General features: G+C 66.6%; 18 protein-coding genes. 11 read left to right on the forward strand and 7 right to left on the reverse strand.

Features of this window, described 5'->3' with window-relative positions:
- Positions 1-64 precede the first annotated feature (64 nt).
- On the reverse strand, positions 65-1,297 hold the full coding sequence (locus tag BLM15_RS03120) for an FAD-binding oxidoreductase (protein WP_126110285.1): 1,233 nt from the start codon (positions 1,295-1,297) through the stop codon (positions 65-67).
- Positions 1,294-1,632: a cupin domain-containing protein gene (locus BLM15_RS03125; RefSeq protein ID WP_126110288.1), complete on the reverse strand. Its 339-nt coding sequence runs from the start codon at positions 1,630-1,632 to the stop codon at positions 1,294-1,296. Before BLM15_RS03125 ends, BLM15_RS03120 begins: the two co-directional genes overlap by 4 nt.
- 121 nt (positions 1,633-1,753) lie before the next feature.
- Here BLM15_RS03125 and BLM15_RS03130 point away from each other — a divergent pair, with 121 nt between their 5' ends.
- Complete coding sequence (locus BLM15_RS03130; RefSeq protein WP_126110290.1) at positions 1,754-2,419, forward strand: GntR family transcriptional regulator; 666 nt, start codon at positions 1,754-1,756, stop codon at positions 2,417-2,419.
- Positions 2,420-2,555: 136 nt separating this feature from the next.
- Positions 2,556-3,071, forward strand: coding sequence for a flavin reductase (locus BLM15_RS03135; RefSeq protein WP_236846509.1), 516 nt, complete (start codon positions 2,556-2,558; stop codon positions 3,069-3,071).
- A 69-nt stretch (positions 3,072-3,140) separates the two neighbouring features.
- On the opposite strand, the gene pcaB is transcribed toward BLM15_RS03135, so the two are convergent.
- Entirely contained in the window at positions 3,141-4,511 is a 1,371-nt protein-coding gene (pcaB, locus tag BLM15_RS03140) for a 3-carboxy-cis,cis-muconate cycloisomerase (protein ID WP_126110292.1), read from the reverse strand.
- Positions 4,512-4,678: 167 nt separating this feature from the next.
- On the opposite strand from pcaB, the gene BLM15_RS03145 reads away from it, so the two are divergent.
- The gene (locus tag BLM15_RS03145; RefSeq protein ID WP_126110294.1) at positions 4,679-5,131 is read left to right on the forward strand and encodes a CoxG family protein; all 453 of its coding nucleotides are present in this window, start codon (positions 4,679-4,681) and stop codon (positions 5,129-5,131) included.
- 3 nt (positions 5,132-5,134) lie between these two features.
- On the opposite strand, the gene BLM15_RS03150 is transcribed toward BLM15_RS03145, so the two are convergent.
- Positions 5,135-6,478 carry a methyl-accepting chemotaxis protein gene (locus tag BLM15_RS03150; protein ID WP_164547381.1) on the reverse strand — a complete coding sequence of 448 codons (1,344 nt, stop codon included), beginning with the start codon at positions 6,476-6,478 and terminating at the stop codon, positions 5,135-5,137.
- Between the two features lie 134 nt (positions 6,479-6,612).
- Complete coding sequence (locus BLM15_RS03155) at positions 6,613-6,849, reverse strand: hypothetical protein (RefSeq protein WP_126110298.1); 237 nt, start codon at positions 6,847-6,849, stop codon at positions 6,613-6,615.
- On the opposite strand from BLM15_RS03155, the gene BLM15_RS03160 reads away from it, so the two are divergent.
- The 3 genes from BLM15_RS03160 (at position 6,818) to BLM15_RS03170 (ending at position 10,617) form a co-directional block, all read left to right on the forward strand.
- Entirely contained in the window at positions 6,818-7,318 is a 501-nt protein-coding gene (locus tag BLM15_RS03160) for a (2Fe-2S)-binding protein (protein WP_126110300.1), read from the forward strand. The genes BLM15_RS03155 and BLM15_RS03160 overlap by 32 nt on opposite strands.
- 108 nt (positions 7,319-7,426) lie before the next feature.
- A complete protein-coding gene (locus BLM15_RS03165) occupies positions 7,427-9,790 on the forward strand; it encodes a xanthine dehydrogenase family protein molybdopterin-binding subunit (RefSeq protein ID WP_126110302.1) in 2,364 nt (787 codons plus the stop codon).
- A 17-nt stretch (positions 9,791-9,807) separates the two neighbouring features.
- Entirely contained in the window at positions 9,808-10,617 is an 810-nt protein-coding gene (locus BLM15_RS03170; protein ID WP_126110304.1) for an FAD binding domain-containing protein, read from the forward strand.
- Here BLM15_RS03170 and BLM15_RS03175 read toward each other — a convergent pair.
- The gene (locus BLM15_RS03175; RefSeq protein ID WP_126110306.1) at positions 10,614-11,093 is read right to left on the reverse strand and encodes a hypothetical protein; all 480 of its coding nucleotides are present in this window, start codon (positions 11,091-11,093) and stop codon (positions 10,614-10,616) included. The two genes, BLM15_RS03170 and BLM15_RS03175, sit on opposite strands and share 4 nt — an antisense overlap.
- 67 nt (positions 11,094-11,160) lie before the next feature.
- A complete protein-coding gene (locus tag BLM15_RS03180) occupies positions 11,161-11,514 on the reverse strand; it encodes a nuclear transport factor 2 family protein (protein WP_126110308.1) in 354 nt (117 codons plus the stop codon).
- Between the two features lie 118 nt (positions 11,515-11,632).
- Between BLM15_RS03180 and BLM15_RS03185 the strand changes: the two genes are divergently transcribed.
- From BLM15_RS03185 to BLM15_RS03205, 5 genes are all read left to right on the forward strand, one after another.
- Complete coding sequence (locus tag BLM15_RS03185; RefSeq protein ID WP_126110310.1) at positions 11,633-12,553, forward strand: AAA family ATPase; 921 nt, start codon at positions 11,633-11,635, stop codon at positions 12,551-12,553.
- A gap of 114 nt (positions 12,554-12,667) precedes the next feature.
- Positions 12,668-13,042, forward strand: coding sequence for a nuclear transport factor 2 family protein (locus tag BLM15_RS03190; RefSeq protein ID WP_126110312.1), 375 nt, complete (start codon positions 12,668-12,670; stop codon positions 13,040-13,042).
- On the forward strand, positions 13,039-14,238 hold the full coding sequence (locus BLM15_RS03195) for a vWA domain-containing protein (RefSeq protein WP_164547382.1): 1,200 nt from the start codon (positions 13,039-13,041) through the stop codon (positions 14,236-14,238). Before BLM15_RS03190 ends, BLM15_RS03195 begins: the two co-directional genes overlap by 4 nt.
- A gap of 38 nt (positions 14,239-14,276) precedes the next feature.
- Positions 14,277-14,603 (forward strand): XdhC family protein, encoded by a 327-nt coding sequence (locus tag BLM15_RS03200; protein ID WP_126110316.1) that lies wholly within the window; start codon positions 14,277-14,279, stop codon positions 14,601-14,603.
- Between the two features lie 12 nt (positions 14,604-14,615).
- A complete protein-coding gene (locus BLM15_RS03205; protein WP_126110318.1) occupies positions 14,616-15,248 on the forward strand; it encodes a LysE family translocator in 633 nt (210 codons plus the stop codon).
- Positions 15,249-15,251 lie beyond the last annotated feature (3 nt).

Raw genomic sequence — 15,251 nt, forward strand, 5'->3', positions numbered from 1 at the left:
CGGGCTGAGAGGTCGATTCAGCCGTTTGAAGAACTGATTCAAGCCTAGCGCCAGTACACCCCTTTCAGAAGCGCTGGGGGCTGAAATGGCCGAGGTCGATCGCGGGTTGGCGGCCGGCGATCAGCGCGGCTACGAGATCGGCCGTCGCGGTCGACTGGGTCATGCCGTAATGGCCGTGGCCGAAGGTATAGACGACATTCGGATTGCGGCTCGCCTTGCCGATCACCGGGAGCGAATCCGGCAGCGAAGGCCGGAATCCCATCCAGAGGCGGCCACTGTCGAAGGCCGGCAGCCCGTCGACCAGTGTCGCCGCCTTGTCGTAGAGCGCCTTGGTGCGGGCATGGTTCGGCGCTGCTTGCAAGCCCCCGAACTCGACGGCGCCGCCGATGCGCAGGCCGCTTTCGAGGGGCGTCATGACGAAGCCGTGGTCCTTGAAGCCGACCGGGCGGCTGGTCAGGCCGGTGACGCCTGGGAAGCTGACATTATAGCCGCGCTCGGTGTCGAGCGGGATGTTGTCACCCATGGCCGCCGCCAGCGGCTTCGACCAGGCGCCGGTCGCGACGATGACACGATCGACCACACGCTGCCAGCCGTCCGGGCCGACCAGGGCAGGGCGCTCGCCCATCGAGATATTGTTGACCTCGGCCTTCTCGAATGTGGCGCCGCGCGCCAGCGCAGCTTCGAACAGCGCCATGGTGAGGGCGAGCGGATCGCTGATATGGGCGGCGTCGGAATGGAAGGCGGCGCCGGCGAAGCAGTCCTTCAGCGCCGGCTCCATCTGGCGCAGTTCCTGCGGCCCGAGCATGTCGACGGCGATGCCGGCGGCGCGCTGACGCCGGGCGAGTTCTTCGAGGCCGGCGGTGTCGTGGTAATCGCGATAGGTATAGAGCGCGCCGCGGCGGTGGATATGGTTGCTGATCCCGGCCTTCTCGGCGCGCGCCAGCCAGGCTGGCAGCGCCAGTTGCTGGATGGCGATGATGCCGGCGATCGAGCGCTCATAGGCGGCGGGGCGGGCCGCGAGCAGGAAGCGCGCGAGCCAAGGCAGCAATTGCGGGAGATAGCCGAGGCGGATCGCCAATGGCCCAAGCGGATCGAGCAGGAAGCCAGGCACCTTGCGGAGCATGTTCGGGCTGGCGATCGGCAGCACGTCGGTATGCGCGATGATGCCGGCATTGCCGCGCGAAGGGCCGAAGGCCGGCCCCTCCTTATCGACGATCAGGACCTCGTGGTCCTCGTCGAGCAAAGCATGGGCGGTGGCCGTGCCGACGATGCCGGCGCCGATGATCGCGATCTTCATGTGGTGGGCAGGGCCTCGGGCAGGAGCTTGAGCGCGGCCGGCTGCTTCACCTCGATCTCGACGAAGGCGATCGGGTGGGGCGAACCGTTCATCACGTCGTGCTGGATGCCGGCCTGACGCATATAGGCCTGCCCCTGTGCGAGCGGCACGTCGGTCTCCTTGGCTCCGTCATGGATGCGCAAGGTGCCGGAGACCAGCATAATGACGAAATAGGGCCAGCCATGGCTGTGCCAGCCGGTCACCGCGCCCGGCTCGAAATCCCAGCGCGTGATCCGGACCGCGTCGTCGTCCTGCTGGAGCGTGGCGACGGCGGGGATCGTGCAGGCGAACGCCATGTCGGCCTCCATTCGCGGGATTTTTTAACCGCTGATCGGCCGGCTTGCCTGCCTTGCGGTCCTGTTGAAAGTTCTGATATATCAATGATATCCGGTGCGTCAAGCATCGCTGGTGCTGCCCATGACCGAGGATGCCATCGGCGTTCGCGCCACCGCCAGCTTGTCGGATCTGGCCTATCGCCGCCTCGAAGAGGCGATTGTGACCCTGTCCCTGCGGCCGGGCGCGGTACTGACCGAGGCGCAGATGATCGATCTCGTCGGGGTCGGCCGGACGCCGGTGCGCGAGGCGCTGATCCGGCTGGCGCAGCAGGGGCTGGTCGAGATCCTGCCGCGCAAGGGAGTCGTGGTCACGGCCATAGACGCGATCGACGTGATGGCGGCGCTCGACGCGCGCGAGGTGCTGGAGCGCCTGATCGCGGTGGAGGCGGCAAAGCGGGCCGGACCGGCCGAGCGCAGCGCCATCCTCGCCAAGGCGCGGGCGATGCGCGAGGCGGCGCAGGCCAATGACGTCAACGCCTATATGCGCCTCGACAAGGAGCTCGACGCACTGGTCGCCGCGGCGGCGCGCAGTCCCTATGCCAGCCGGGCCGTTGAGCCGCTGCAAGCGCTGATCCGCCGGGCCTGGTATTTCTTCGACCGGCAGATCGACCTCGGGCCAGCCGCGAACCATCATGTCATCCTGGCCCAGGCGCTGGTCGCGGGTGAGCCGGGCGCCGCCGCGGAAGCGAGCGATGCGCTGATGCGCCATCTGCGTACGGGATTGCTGGCAGCGCTGCAGCGCGAATGAGCTGGGCTATCAACTGGCGGCGGTGATATATCTTAACCTTGCGCCGGAAAGGGCCGTTATGTCGGCAATTGCTGAAACTGGCCTTTTACCCCTGCATGCTTAGATAAAACGCAGTACCCTCGCGCAGAGTTGGGCGATGAACAACATGGTCGATGCCGCCTTACGCGCGTCGCGCCCCGAAGCGCAGGCCTTCCGCGAGGCAATGGCTGAGGTCGCGAGCGCGGCTCATATCGTGACGACGGTCGGCCCAGCCGGCCGCGCCGGGCTGACTGCGACCGCCGTCGCCTCTGTCTCGGATGCGCCGCCGACGGTGCTCGTCTGCATTGAGGCTGCCAGCCGCACGCTCGCTGCGATCGAGGAAAGCGGCATCTTCTGCGTGAACACGCTGGCGGCGGCCGACCACGAGCTTGCGTCTGTCTTCTCTGGCCAGGGAGGACTGACAGGAGAGGCGCGTTTCGCCGCCGGCGAATGGGGTGAACTCATCACTGGCGCGCCGGCGCTGGCGAGCGCACTCGCCAGTTTCGACTGCCGGGTGGCTGCGGTACACCGTGTCGCGACGCATCGCGTCGTGATCGGCCAGGTCGTGGCGCTCGGCGGCGGCGGCTCCGGGCCGGGGCTGGTCTATCGCCATCGCCGCTTCGGCGGCGTCTGAAGCCTATCTCGCTACGCCTCGACCGTGATCTCGCTGCTTTGGCCGCGATCGCACGCCCGTGGGCGGAGCTCAGCCATTGCCGCTCATATATTCCCGCTCCTCCTCATAGAGCACGAGGATACGGTCGATGATGGCGTCGGTCGCGCCGCGATAGGTCGTTGGGTCGAACAGATCGTCGAGTTCTTCAGGTGAAAGCTTGCCGGCGAGCGTTGGATGGTCGGCGAGGACATCCCTGAGATGGCGGCCGCTGGCGATGCAGTCGCGGCTGGCCTCCTCAAGCAGGTGATGCGCCTCGCCGCGGCTAATCGTCTGCGCGAGCGCCAGCGAGACGCGCTCGGCCATGACGAGCCCATTGGTCAGGTCGAGATTGTACTGCATCTGCTCGGGGAAGACCTGCAGCCCTTCGATCAGCGCGACCGCCTGGTTCAGGGCCGAGCCGGCGATCAGGAAAAGCTCGCGCAGCGTCGGCCATTCGGCGTGCCAGCCGCCCATGGCGCGCTCGTGCTCCTGCGGCATGGCGGCGAGCATGGTCGCGACCAGCCCTGGCGCGCGTTTCGATGCGGTGAGGATCAGCGTGCACAGCACCGGATTGCGCTTGTGCGGCATGGCGGAGGAGCCGCCCTTGCCGGGGGCTTCCGGCTCGGCGAGCTCGCCGATCTCGGTTTGCGCCATCAGCGCGATATCCTGTGCCATCTTGCCGAGATGGCCGAGAAGCAGGCCGAGCTCGGCCGCGATCCGGGCCGGGCGCCTGCGCTCGCTGTGCCATGGCACACGCACGGCGCCGATCGACGGCATGGTGCGGGCGAAGGCTTCCGACACGGTATCAGCCTTGTCGCCGAGCGAGGCGAGGCTGCCGGCCGCGCCGCCGAGCTGATGTGCGGCTTGGCCCCAGATCATGAAATCGTCATGGAAGGAGATGATGGGAGCGAGCCAGTTGGCGGCCTTGAGCCCGAAGGAGATCGGCACCGCATGCTGGAGGAAGGTGCGGCCGATCATCGGCGTGCGGCGATGTTCCCGGACCAGCCCGGCGAGCGCATGGGCGAGGCGTGCGGAGCGCGCCAGCAGCAATTCCCAGGCAGCGGAGTATTGCTGCGCGTGGCCTGAATCGACCACGTCCTGGCTGGTCGCGCCGTAATGCACCCATTTCGCCGCTTCGGCATCGACAGCTGCGACGCGGGCCGTCAGCGCCTTGACCAGGGGGATCGCCGGATTGCCGGCAAGGGTCGCGGCCCTGCCGATCGCGGCGATGTCGTAGAGCTCGGCCCGGCATTGGGCGGCGATCGCCTCGACCGCAGCGCCCGGAACGATGCCGGCTTCTGCCTCGGCTCGGGCGAGCGCGGCTTCGAAATCGAGCATGCCCTGTAGCGCGGCGCGATCATCGAGCAGTGCCGCCATCTCCCGGTCGGCGAAGAGCTCGCCATAGAGCCCGCCATCAGCCATGTCCGGACGCACCTTCCTGCGAAGCGGTTGTTGCAACCCACATCCCAGCTTCATCCCCTTGTGCGCGCCGGTGCTTTCCGGCCATGGATCAGGCGAACTTGGATAGACCCGAGGCCGGTCCGCCTGCAACATGCCAGCGGCCCGGGAAAACGGTGAGGAGCGACGCCATGGCGATGACGATGAACGGCGAGGTGACGCTGCCCGCGGCCAAGCAGGTGGTCTGGGAGAAGCTCAACGACGCCGAGGTGCTGAAGGCCTGCATTCCCGGCTGCGAGCAGCTTGCCAAGGACGACGACACGCATTTCTCGGCGGTGGTGAAGGTCAAGCTTGGCCCGGTCAAGGCGACCTTCAAGGGCAAGGTCGAATTGCAGGATCTCGATCCGCCGAACGGCTACCGCATCGTCGGCGAGGGCGAGGGCGGCATTGCCGGCTTCGCCAAGGGCGGCGCCAAGGTCATGCTCGACGATGCCGAGGGCGGGCAGACTGTGCTGCGCTACGAGGTCGAGGCGCAGGTCGGGGGTAAGCTGATGCAGCTCGGCTCGCGTCTGATCGACTCGGTCTCGAAGAAGCTGGCCGACGAATTCTTCGCCAATTTCGCCAAGGCGGTCAGCGAAGGCTGACGCTCAGGAGGCCTTGCGCAGTGCGGCGAGCGCCTCGCTGACGGTCGCTTCTGCTGCACCGACCTGAAGCGCGATGTCGGCGGCCGCGGCATTGGCGCGTTCCAGTGCCTTCTCGGTTTTGCCGAGGCTGTCATTGACGCGGGTCGCGCTGTCGATCGCCTCGTCCGAACCGTGCGCGACCTCGGCAGCATGCCGGGCGATGCCGCCGGTGACGCTGCTCTGCTGGGCGACAGCGTCCGAGATCGCTTCGGAATCCGCCTTGATCTCGCCGATCGTCGTGCCGATCGAAGTGGCGCGGACGCTGCAGGCTTCGGCGCTCGCCGAGAGCTCGGCGATCTGCGTTGCGATCTCCTGCGTGGCCGAGGCTGTCTGTGTTGCGAGCGACTTCACTTCGGCCGCGACCACGGCAAAGCCGCGGCCGGATTCGCCGGCGCGAGCCGCCTCGATGGTGGCGTTGAGGGCAAGCAGATTGGTCTGTGCGGCGATGTCGGCGATCATGCCCACCACGGTCTCGATGCTGCGGGTGACGTCGCGCAATCGAGCGATTGCGCCGTCCATCGCCTGCGCGTCGGCGACGGCGCGATTAGCGATCTCGAGGCTCTGGCGGGCGCGCTGGCCGATCTCGGCGATGTTTGCCGACATCTCTTCGGTCGCCGCCGCGGTCTGCATGGCCTTCTCCCGCACCAGCAGCGAGGTTTGAGCGACGGAGCCGACCTGGCCCTTGATGAAGCTGGTTGCCGCCGAAGTCTCGCCGGCCGTGTCGACGAACAACTCGACCGCGTTGCTGATTGCGGTGTCGAGCTTGCCGATGCGCGAGGTCAGCGTCGCGGCGACCTCGTCGAGCGCGACCCCGCGGCGCCGCGCTTCCGCCGCCTCGAACTCGCGGTCGAGCGACATCGCGGTGTTGACGTCATAGGTCAGTACCCGTTCGATGGTGAAGAGGTCGCGCGGGATGTCGCGTCGCGAGAAGACGAGTCGCGTCCGGCTCTCCTCCAGGATCATCCGGAACAGCGTGAAGGCGATCGAGGCGCGGGCGCGGGCGCCGACCTGGCCGTGCCGCTCCAAAAGGGTGAGCCGTTCGAGCGAGTCGCAGTAGCCTTGATCGAAATCACCCTCGAACAGCAGGCGGAAATGGGCGGCTTCCGCCGCGAAAAGCTCGACTGAGACCGGTTCGACCGCCAGCTTCAGCATCGGGTGGATGGCGAAGGCGCGAGCGAAATCCTGCTCGACGAGGTCGACGATGACGCGATCGACGAGGGCCCGATAGCGGCGCAGGCGCTGACGCTGGCGCTCATCGAAGCCGATCGCGGTCAGGCGACGCTGGACGTGTTCGAGGATCGTGGCCAACCGCGCCATCCGTGAGCGCGACGATCGGAGATCGTCATTCCAACGGGAGATGTTGAGCATGCGTGGTTAAGATTCCGCAAAGGGTGCGCTCGTTGGCTGCGACCCTACCGAGTCTGGTTTTTGCATGTGGATCGTCAAAACCATGCAAAAACGCCGCCAAACAGGCTCGTATTCAGCATGGCAGCCCGCTTGACCGCGGAAAATCCCGGGTCCACACTGCTTTTTGAAGTTGTTCCAAGGAAATTCTTCGCTAGCTCGTGATGAGCTGGCGAGCGAATCGCGCGGTCCTTCGAGATGTCGTGGGCCGCGCCGGAAAACAGGCTTTCGGAGGAGTGCCCCATGGCCAATCTGTCGATGACGGTGAACGGCAAGCCCGTCACCGCGAATGTCGACCCGCGCACCTTGCTGGTGCAGTTTCTGCGCGAGAATCTCAGACTGACCGGCACGCATGTCGGCTGCGACACCAGCCAGTGCGGCGCCTGCGTCGTCCATCTCGACGGCAAGGCGGTGAAGGCCTGCACCACGCTGGCGCTCTCCTGCGAGGGCGCTTCGGTGACGACGATCGAGGGGCTGGCCAATGGCGGGACCCTGCACCCGATGCAGGAAGCCTTCCGCGAGCATCACGGCCTGCAATGCGGCTTCTGCACGCCGGGCATGATCATGTCGGCGGTCGATATCGTGAACCGGCGCGGCAACAGCCTCGACGAGAAGACGATCCGTGAGGACCTCGACGGCAATATCTGTCGCTGCACCGGCTACCACAACATCGTCAAGGCGGTCGCTGCCGGCGCCGAGGCGATGGGCAAGGGGGCTGCCCCGGTTCGGCAGGCTGCCGAATAGCAGTTTATCGCGGCTGCGCTCGGTCGAGACCGGCGTGGCCTTCTTCCGATGTGATCCCCGAAACATGCTGAGAGCGCCCGCCAAGAGGCGCCACGCCAGGAGGAATCCATGTCCGCTACCGGAATCGGCGCTCCCGTCCGCCGCAAGGAAGACCATCGCTTCATTACCGGCCAGGGCCGCTATACCGACGATATCAACCGGCCGGGCCAGGCCCGCGCTTATTTCCTGCGCTCGCCGCACGCGCATGCCACGCTGAAGAAGATCGATACGAAGGTTGCCGCGGCGATGCCGGGCGTGCTCGGCATCTTCACCGGTGACGACCTTACCGCCGACAAGGTCGGTGGACTGATCTGCGGCTGGATGATCCACAACAAGGACGGCTCGCCGATGAGGGCCGGCCCGCATCCGGCGCTGGCCCAGGGCAAGGTCCGTTATGTCGGCGACCACATTGCGGTCGTCGTCGCCGAGACGCTGGCTGAGGCGCGCGACGCGGCCGAGGCGATCGTCGTCGATTACGGCGTGCTGCCAGCGGTGGTCGACACGGCGACCGCAGCCAAGGCGAAGACGCAGGTCCATGACGAGGCGCCGGGCAACACGGTGTTCAACTGGCATCTCGGCGACAAGGGCGCCACCGAAGCGGCCTTCAAGGCGGCCAAGCACGTCACCAAGCTCGACATCGTCAACAACCGGCTGGTGCCGAACCCGATGGAGCCACGCGCTGCGGTCGGCGACTACGACCAGGGCGAGGGCGCCTTCACGCTCTATACGACGAGCCAGAACCCGCATGTGGCGCGGCTGGTGCTCTCGGCCTTCATCGGCATCGCGCCGGAGAACAAGCTCAGAGTGATCGCCCCGGATGTCGGCGGCGGCTTCGGCTCGAAGATCTTCATCTATGCCGAGGAGACGGTCTGCGTCTGGGCGGCGAAGAAGGTCGGCCGGCCGGTGAAATGGACCTCGGACCGGACCGAGGCCTTCCTCTCCGACGCGCATGGTCGCGACCATGTCACACATGCCGAGCTCGCCATGGACGGCGACGGCAAGATGCTGGCGATGCGGGTCAAGACTACGGCCAATCTCGGCGCCTATCTCTCGACCTTCTCCTCCTCGGTGCCGACCTATCTCTATGCGCCGCTGCTGTCGGGCCAATACGATATCCCGGCGATCTATTGCGAGGTCGACGCGGTCTACACCAATACCGCGCCGGTCGATGCCTATAGGGGCGCAGGCCGACCCGAGGCCACCTTCGTGGTCGAGCGCCTCGTCGAGGTCGCAGCGCGCCAGCTCGGCAAGGACCCGGCCAAGTTCCGCACGCAGAACTTCATCCGGAAGTTCCCGCACCAGACGCCGGTGATCATGATGTACGACACCGGCAATTATGGCGCGGCGCTGAAGAAGGCGTTGGAGATCATTGATTACAAAGGCTTTCCGAAGCGCCGGCGCGATTCCGCCCGCAACGGCAAGCTGCGCGGCATCGGCTTCTCCGCCTATATCGAGGCCTGCGGCATCGCTCCGTCCGCGGCGGTGGGTTCGCTCGGCGCCGGCGTCGGCCTGTGGGAATCGGCTGAGGTCCGGGTCAATCCGATCGGCACGGTCGAGGTGCTGACCGGCTCGCACAGCCATGGCCAGGGCCATGAGACGACCTTCGCCCAGCTTGTCTCCGACCGGCTCGGCGTGCCCTTGGAGAACGTCTCGATCATCCATGGCGACACCGACAAGGTGCAGATGGGCATGGGCACCTATGGCTCGCGCTCGGGCGCCGTCGGCATGTCGGCGATCTTCAAGGCGATCGACAAGGTGATCGCCAAGGGCAAGAAGGTCGCAGCCTATGTGCTGGAGGCCGACGAGGCCGATATCGACTTCAAGGACGGCAATTTCACCGTCAAGGGCACCGACCGAACGCTCGATTTCGGTTCCTGCGCGCTGCAGGCCTATGTCGCGCACAAGTTCAACGGTCAGGACCTCGAGCCGGGGCTGAAGGAGGGGGCGTTCTACGACCCGACCAACTTCACCTTCCCGGCCGGTGTCCATATCTGCGAGCTCGAGATCGATCCCGACACCGGCATCACCAGGATCGAGCGCTGGGCCGCGGTCGACGATTTCGGCAACGTCATCAACCCGATGATCGTCGAGGGCCAGGTCCATGGCGGCATCGCCCAGGGCGTCGGCCAGGCGCTGCTCGAAGGTGCCCGCTACAATGCCGACGGCCAGCTCGTCACCGCGAGCTTCATGGACTACTGCATGCCGCGCGCCGACGATCTGCCGTCCTTCGAGGTCGGCATGACCGTGACGCCGTGCCCGTCGAACCCGCTGGGCATCAAGGGCTGCGGCGAGGCCGGCGCCATCGCCGCGCCGCCCGCGGTTATCAACGCCATCACCGACGCGCTCGGCCATGAGGACATCGCCATGCCGGCGACGCCGCAGGCCGTCTGGCGCGCCGCGCAGAAAACGCTCAGCCGCATGGCTGCCGAGTGATCTGAAAGGACGAGACGATGTACGCCTTCACCTATCACCGCCCGGCGACCGCGCGACAGGCCGCCAGCCTCCTCGCCAAGAAGGAGGACGCCAAGCTCCTCGCCGGCGGCCATACCTTGTTGCCGACGATGAAGCAGCGCCTGGCCTCGCCCGGCGCGCTGGTCGACCTCTCCTCCTGCGCCGATCTCAAGGGCATCGCCCGCAAGGGCCGCAACCTCGTCATCGGCGCGATGACGACCCATGCCGAGGTCGCCGCCTCGCCCGAGGTGCAGGAGGCGATCCCGGCGCTGGCCTATCTCGCCAGCCATATCGGCGACCCACATGTGCGCCATCGCGGCACGATCGGCGGCTCGGTCGCCAACAACGACCCGGCAGCCGACTATCCGGCGGCGCTATTGGCGCTCGGTGCGACGGTGGTGACCAACAAGCGCAAGCTGCCGGCGGAGGAGTTTTTCAGCGGCCTCTACGAGACCGCGCTGGACGAGGGCGAGATCATCGTCAAGGTCTCGTTCCCGGCCACTTCCAAGGCGGGCTATGCCAAGTTCCGCAATCCGGCCTCGCGCTATGCGCTGGTCGGAGTCTTCGTCGCCAAGCGCGGCAGCGAGATCGCGGTGGCGGTGACCGGCGCGGGCGAGGGCGGCGTCTTCCGTTGGCCTGAGGCGGAAGCTGCGCTGAAGGCGCGTTTCGCCTCGAAATCGCTGGATGGCCTCAAGCACACCGCCAAGGGCATCAATGGCGACATCCATGCCGATGCTGAGTATCGCGCCCATCTGATCGGCGTGATGGCGAAGCAGGCGGTGGCGCAGGCGACGGGGAAGGCGGTCTAGCTGGCGGGCAGGCGTGCGCCGGTCGTGAGGTAGTGGTTCATCGACCGCTCCCAGAAGTCCATCATCGCGGTCCAGCGCTCCTGCGAAAAGGCAGCGAGCGCTGCCTCCGCGCCAGGCGCCAGGCCGGTCACGGTGTAGCGGATATCGACATCGCAACCATGCGCTGCCGGCGCGAGGCGGATATCGATCTCGGTCAGCGCTTCGCCCGGTGTGAAGCGGATGAAGCGAATGCGCTCATTCGGCTCGTAGTCGCTGGTGAACCACAAGGTCGGCTCGGCACCGTGCTGCCGGGTCTGGAAGACGCAACCCTTCTCCGCCACGCCCGAGACGGAATGCACCATCTCGAAGCGCCAGCCATCGAGCCAGTCTTCCTCGGCGGACGGGCAAAGTAGTGCGAAGGCCCTCGCGGGAGAGCCTTCGATCCTCTGGACATGATGGCGACTGACCAGCGGCGCGGAAACGACATGGCGGGTCATGATTGGCCTTTCGCGACGGATCAGCGCCTCAGGAAGCATCTGGCAGATGCGTCGAGGCGATGGTCCGTCAATAGAAGAACCGCTCCTCGGCGATCTTGCCGTTCTTGACCGTATAGAGCCCGATCTCGTGCATCTTGCGGCGCTCGCCGCTCTCCTTGACGGTGACGTCGAAGTAGAAGTGCACGGCGAACTGGTCGCCGTTGAGATAGGGGCCCGCGGTTGTGAACTCGTGCACCTCGTGATTGGCGACCCACCATTCGCCCTTGCCTTTCATCGCCTCCTTGCCGTGGCACTCCGCCATCGGCCCCGGCATGTTCTCGAAACTGGCGATGTCAGCGGCATTATAGGTCGCGGCTGCCTCGTCGTGCTTGCCCTCCTTCAGCAGGGCAACGAAATCATTGGCGAGATCCTGCGTGGTCATTTCGCGTCTCCTCAGTGAGGGCACGATGGTAGACTCCCATCCCGTCCCGATCGTGACAGCAGAGCGCCCTGCATCAGCGCCGCTTCCGTCACTGCCGGCAGCAGGCTAGACCTTGTCCATGCTGACCTCATCGCGCCTTCCGACCTCGATCGACGCCACGCTCTCCATGCTGCAGGCGCAGGGCTATGTCGCCGACCGGGCACTGGCGACCGTGCTCTTCCTGGCGCTGCGGATGAAGCGGCCGCTGCTGCTGGAGGGGGAGGCCGGCACCGGCAAGACCGAGATCGCCAAAGTGCTGTCGGCCGCGCTCGGGCGCCGGCTGATCCGCCTGCAATGCTATGAGGGGCTCGACCTCGCCTCGGCCGTCTACGAGTGGAACTATGCCGGCCAGATGATGGCGATCCGCCTCGCCGAGGCCGGCGGCGTCGCCGGCGATCGCGAGCGGCTGGAGAGCGACCTGTTCTCCGAGCGCTATCTGGTCAAGCGTCCGCTGCTGCAGGCGCTGGAGCCGCAGGAGGGCGGCGCGCCAATCCTTTTGATCGACGAGCTCGACCGCACCGACGAGGCCTTCGAGGCCTTCCTGCTCGAAGTGCTCGCCGATGCGCAGGTGACGATCCCCGAGCTAGGGACGATCAAGGCGGCCGAGCCGCCGATCGTGATCCTGACCTCGAACCGCACCCGCGAGATCCATGACGCGCTGAAGCGCCGCTGCCTCTATCACTGGGTCGGCTATCCCGACGCCGCCCGCGAGCTCGCTATCCTGAAGGCGAAGGCTCCGGGCGCGCCGGCCAAGCTGGCGAAGCAGGTCGTCTCCTTCGTGCAGGCGATCCGCAAGGAGGAGCTGTTCAAGGCGCCTGGTGTCGCCGAGACGCTCGACTGGGCGAGCGCCTTGGTGGAGCTCGACGCGGTGGCGCTCGATCCGGCGATCGTTTCCGACACGCTGGGGGCACTGCTGAAGTACCAGGACGATATCCAGGCGATGCAGGGTTCGAAGGTGAGCGAACTGCTCGACCAGGCCAAGCAGGCGGCGCGATCCTAGCCGTCATTCTCGGGCGAAGCGAAGCGCAGACCCGAGAATCTCAGGCAGGATCGAGCTGGTTTCCGAGATGCTCGGGTCAAGCCCGAGCATGACGCGCAATAGCTGGAGCAAGCGATGAACGACGACATCAAGGCGATCGAGGCCGCGACCTGGACCTATCTCGACGGGCTCTATGAGGGCGATGTCGAAAAGCTCGGCTCGGTCTTCCACGCGACCAGCGCGCTGACGCAGTCGCTCGACGGCGAGCTCAAGGTGGTGCCGCGCGAGCAGTGGTTCGAAGCGGTGCGGAACCGCAAATCGCCGAAGGAGACCGGGCTGGAGCGCGGTGACCACATCCTGGCGATCGATCTGATTGGGCCGTCCATGGCGCTGGTCAAGGTCAAGTGCCAGATGCCGCCGCGCTATTTCACCGACCTTCTGTCGTTCCTGATGGTCGACGGCAGATGGGTCGTGGCGCAGAAAGTGTTCATGACCGAGACGGCCGCTTGAGCGGCAGGCTCGCCGAGAACGTCGCCTATTTCGCCCGCGCTTTGCGGGGCGCTGGCCTGCGCGTCGGGCCCGGCGCCGTGGTCGAGGCGGTCGAGGCGCTGGCTGATGGGGCGCTTGGCGGCCGCGATGACGTCTATTGGGCGCTGCACGCGATCTTTGTGAAAAAGCACGAGGATTCAGCCGTCTACGATCAGGCCTTCCGGCTGTTCTGGCGCCGGCGCGGGCTGATCGAGAAATTGATGGCGCAGATGTCGCCGGTGACGCCGCGGGTCGACAGTGAGCCGCAGAAGCCGGAGGCGGGGGCGCTGCGCGTCGCCGAGGCCTTCACGCCGCCGCCGCGCGAGGAGGAACCGCCGGTCGAGCTGACCGAACTCACCGCCCGGCTCACCGTCTCCGAGCGCGAGACACTGAAATCGCGCGACTTCGCCCAGATGAGCGCAGCCGAGATCGCCAAGGCACGCCAGCTCATCGGAGAGCTGAAGTTGCCGAATGATGCCGTGCCAACGCGGCGCTTCCAGGCGGCGCATGCCGGGGCCCGGATCGACCCGCGCCGCACCTTCCGCCGCTCGCTCAGGAGTGGCGGCGCCTCGATCGATCTTGCCTTTCGCGAGCGGGCAGAGGTGCATCCGCCGCTGGTCGCACTCGTCGACATCTCCGGCTCGATGGCCGAGTATTCGCGCATCTTCCTGCATTTCCTGCACGCCATCACCGAGCAGCGCCGCCGCGTGCACTCCTTCGTCTTCGGCACGCGCCTGACCAATGTCACGCGCAGCTTGCGCGCCCGCGACCCCGACGAGGCCCTGGCGCTCGCCGGCAAGGCGGCGCCGGACTGGGAAGGGGGAACGCGCATCGCCTCGGCGCTGCATGCCTTCAACCGCGTCTGGTCGCGCCGGGTGCTGGCGGGCGGGGCGGTGGTGCTGCTCTTCACCGACGGACTGGAGCGCCATCTCGGCCCCGATCTTTCCTTCGAGATGGACCGCCTGCACCGGTCCTGCCGGCAGCTGACCTGGCTCAACCCGCTGCTGCGCTATGACGCCTTCGAGGCGCGCGCCAGCGGTATCCGGACGATGCTGCCCCATGTCGATCAGTTCCGACCGATCCACAATCTCGCGGCAATGGCCGATCTTTGCACGGCATTGTCATCCGACGCACGGCAGATCACCGATCCGCGGCAGTGGTTGAAGAAGGCGGGTTGAGTCATGATCTCAACAGTATCCGTAGCGGAACCGCTCCCATGATCAGCACTGACACCGACATCCTCGCGACGGCCGAGGCCTGGGCCAAGGCCGGCCGCGGCGTCGCGCTCGCCACCGTGGTCGAGACCTGGGGCTCGGCCCCGCGCCCGGTCGGCTCGCATCTCGTCATCGACGGCGAGGGCAATTTCCTCGGCTCGGTCTCGGGCGGCTGCGTCGAGGGCGCAGTCGTCGCCGAAGCGGGCGATGTCATCGCCGACGGCAAGCCGCGCACGCTCGAATTCGGCGTCGCCGACGAGACCGCCTGGCAGGTCGGCCTGTCCTGCGGCGGCCGGATCAAGGTCTATGTCGAGCCGGTCAAGGCTTAAGGGAGCCCGTCGATGCCCTCCTGGGAAACGCTCCTCGCCTTCGCGACGGTGACGCTGCTCATCGCCTATTTCCCCGGCCCGGCGCTGCTCTATACGGCGGCGCAGACCATCGCCCATGGCCGCAAGGCCGGGCTGATGGCGATGCTCGGCATCCATCTCGGCTGCTATGTCCACGTCATCGCCGCGGCCTTCGGCCTGTCGGCGGTGTTCAAGCACGTGCCGGAGCTCTATTTCGCGGTGAAGATCGTCGGCGCGCTCTATCTGGTCTGGCTCGGCATCGGCATGATCCGTTCCAAGCTAGGCGGCGCCGAGGTTGAGGCCGTGGCGCCGGCCAAGACGGTCCGGCGCGCTCTGATCGATTCCTTCATCGTCGAGGTGCTGAACCCGAAGGTCGCGCTGTTCTTCATCGCGCTCTTGCCGCAGTTCGTCGATCCTGCGGCCGCACTGCCGGTCTGGGCGCAGTTCCTGATCCTCGGCACCATCGTCAACTTCGCCTTTTCCTCGGCCGATCTGATCACTGTCCTGGCTGCCAGCCTGGTGATGAAGACGATGAAGGCGAGCCGCGCCGGCTTTGCCTTCGGGCGCTGGCTCGGCGGCTCGCTGATGATCGGGCTCGGCCTCAAGCTCGCCACCGACAAGGGCTGACCC

The sequence above is a fragment of the Bosea sp. Tri-49 genome (assembly GCF_003952665.1).
Taxonomy (GTDB): domain Bacteria; phylum Pseudomonadota; class Alphaproteobacteria; order Rhizobiales; family Beijerinckiaceae; genus Allobosea.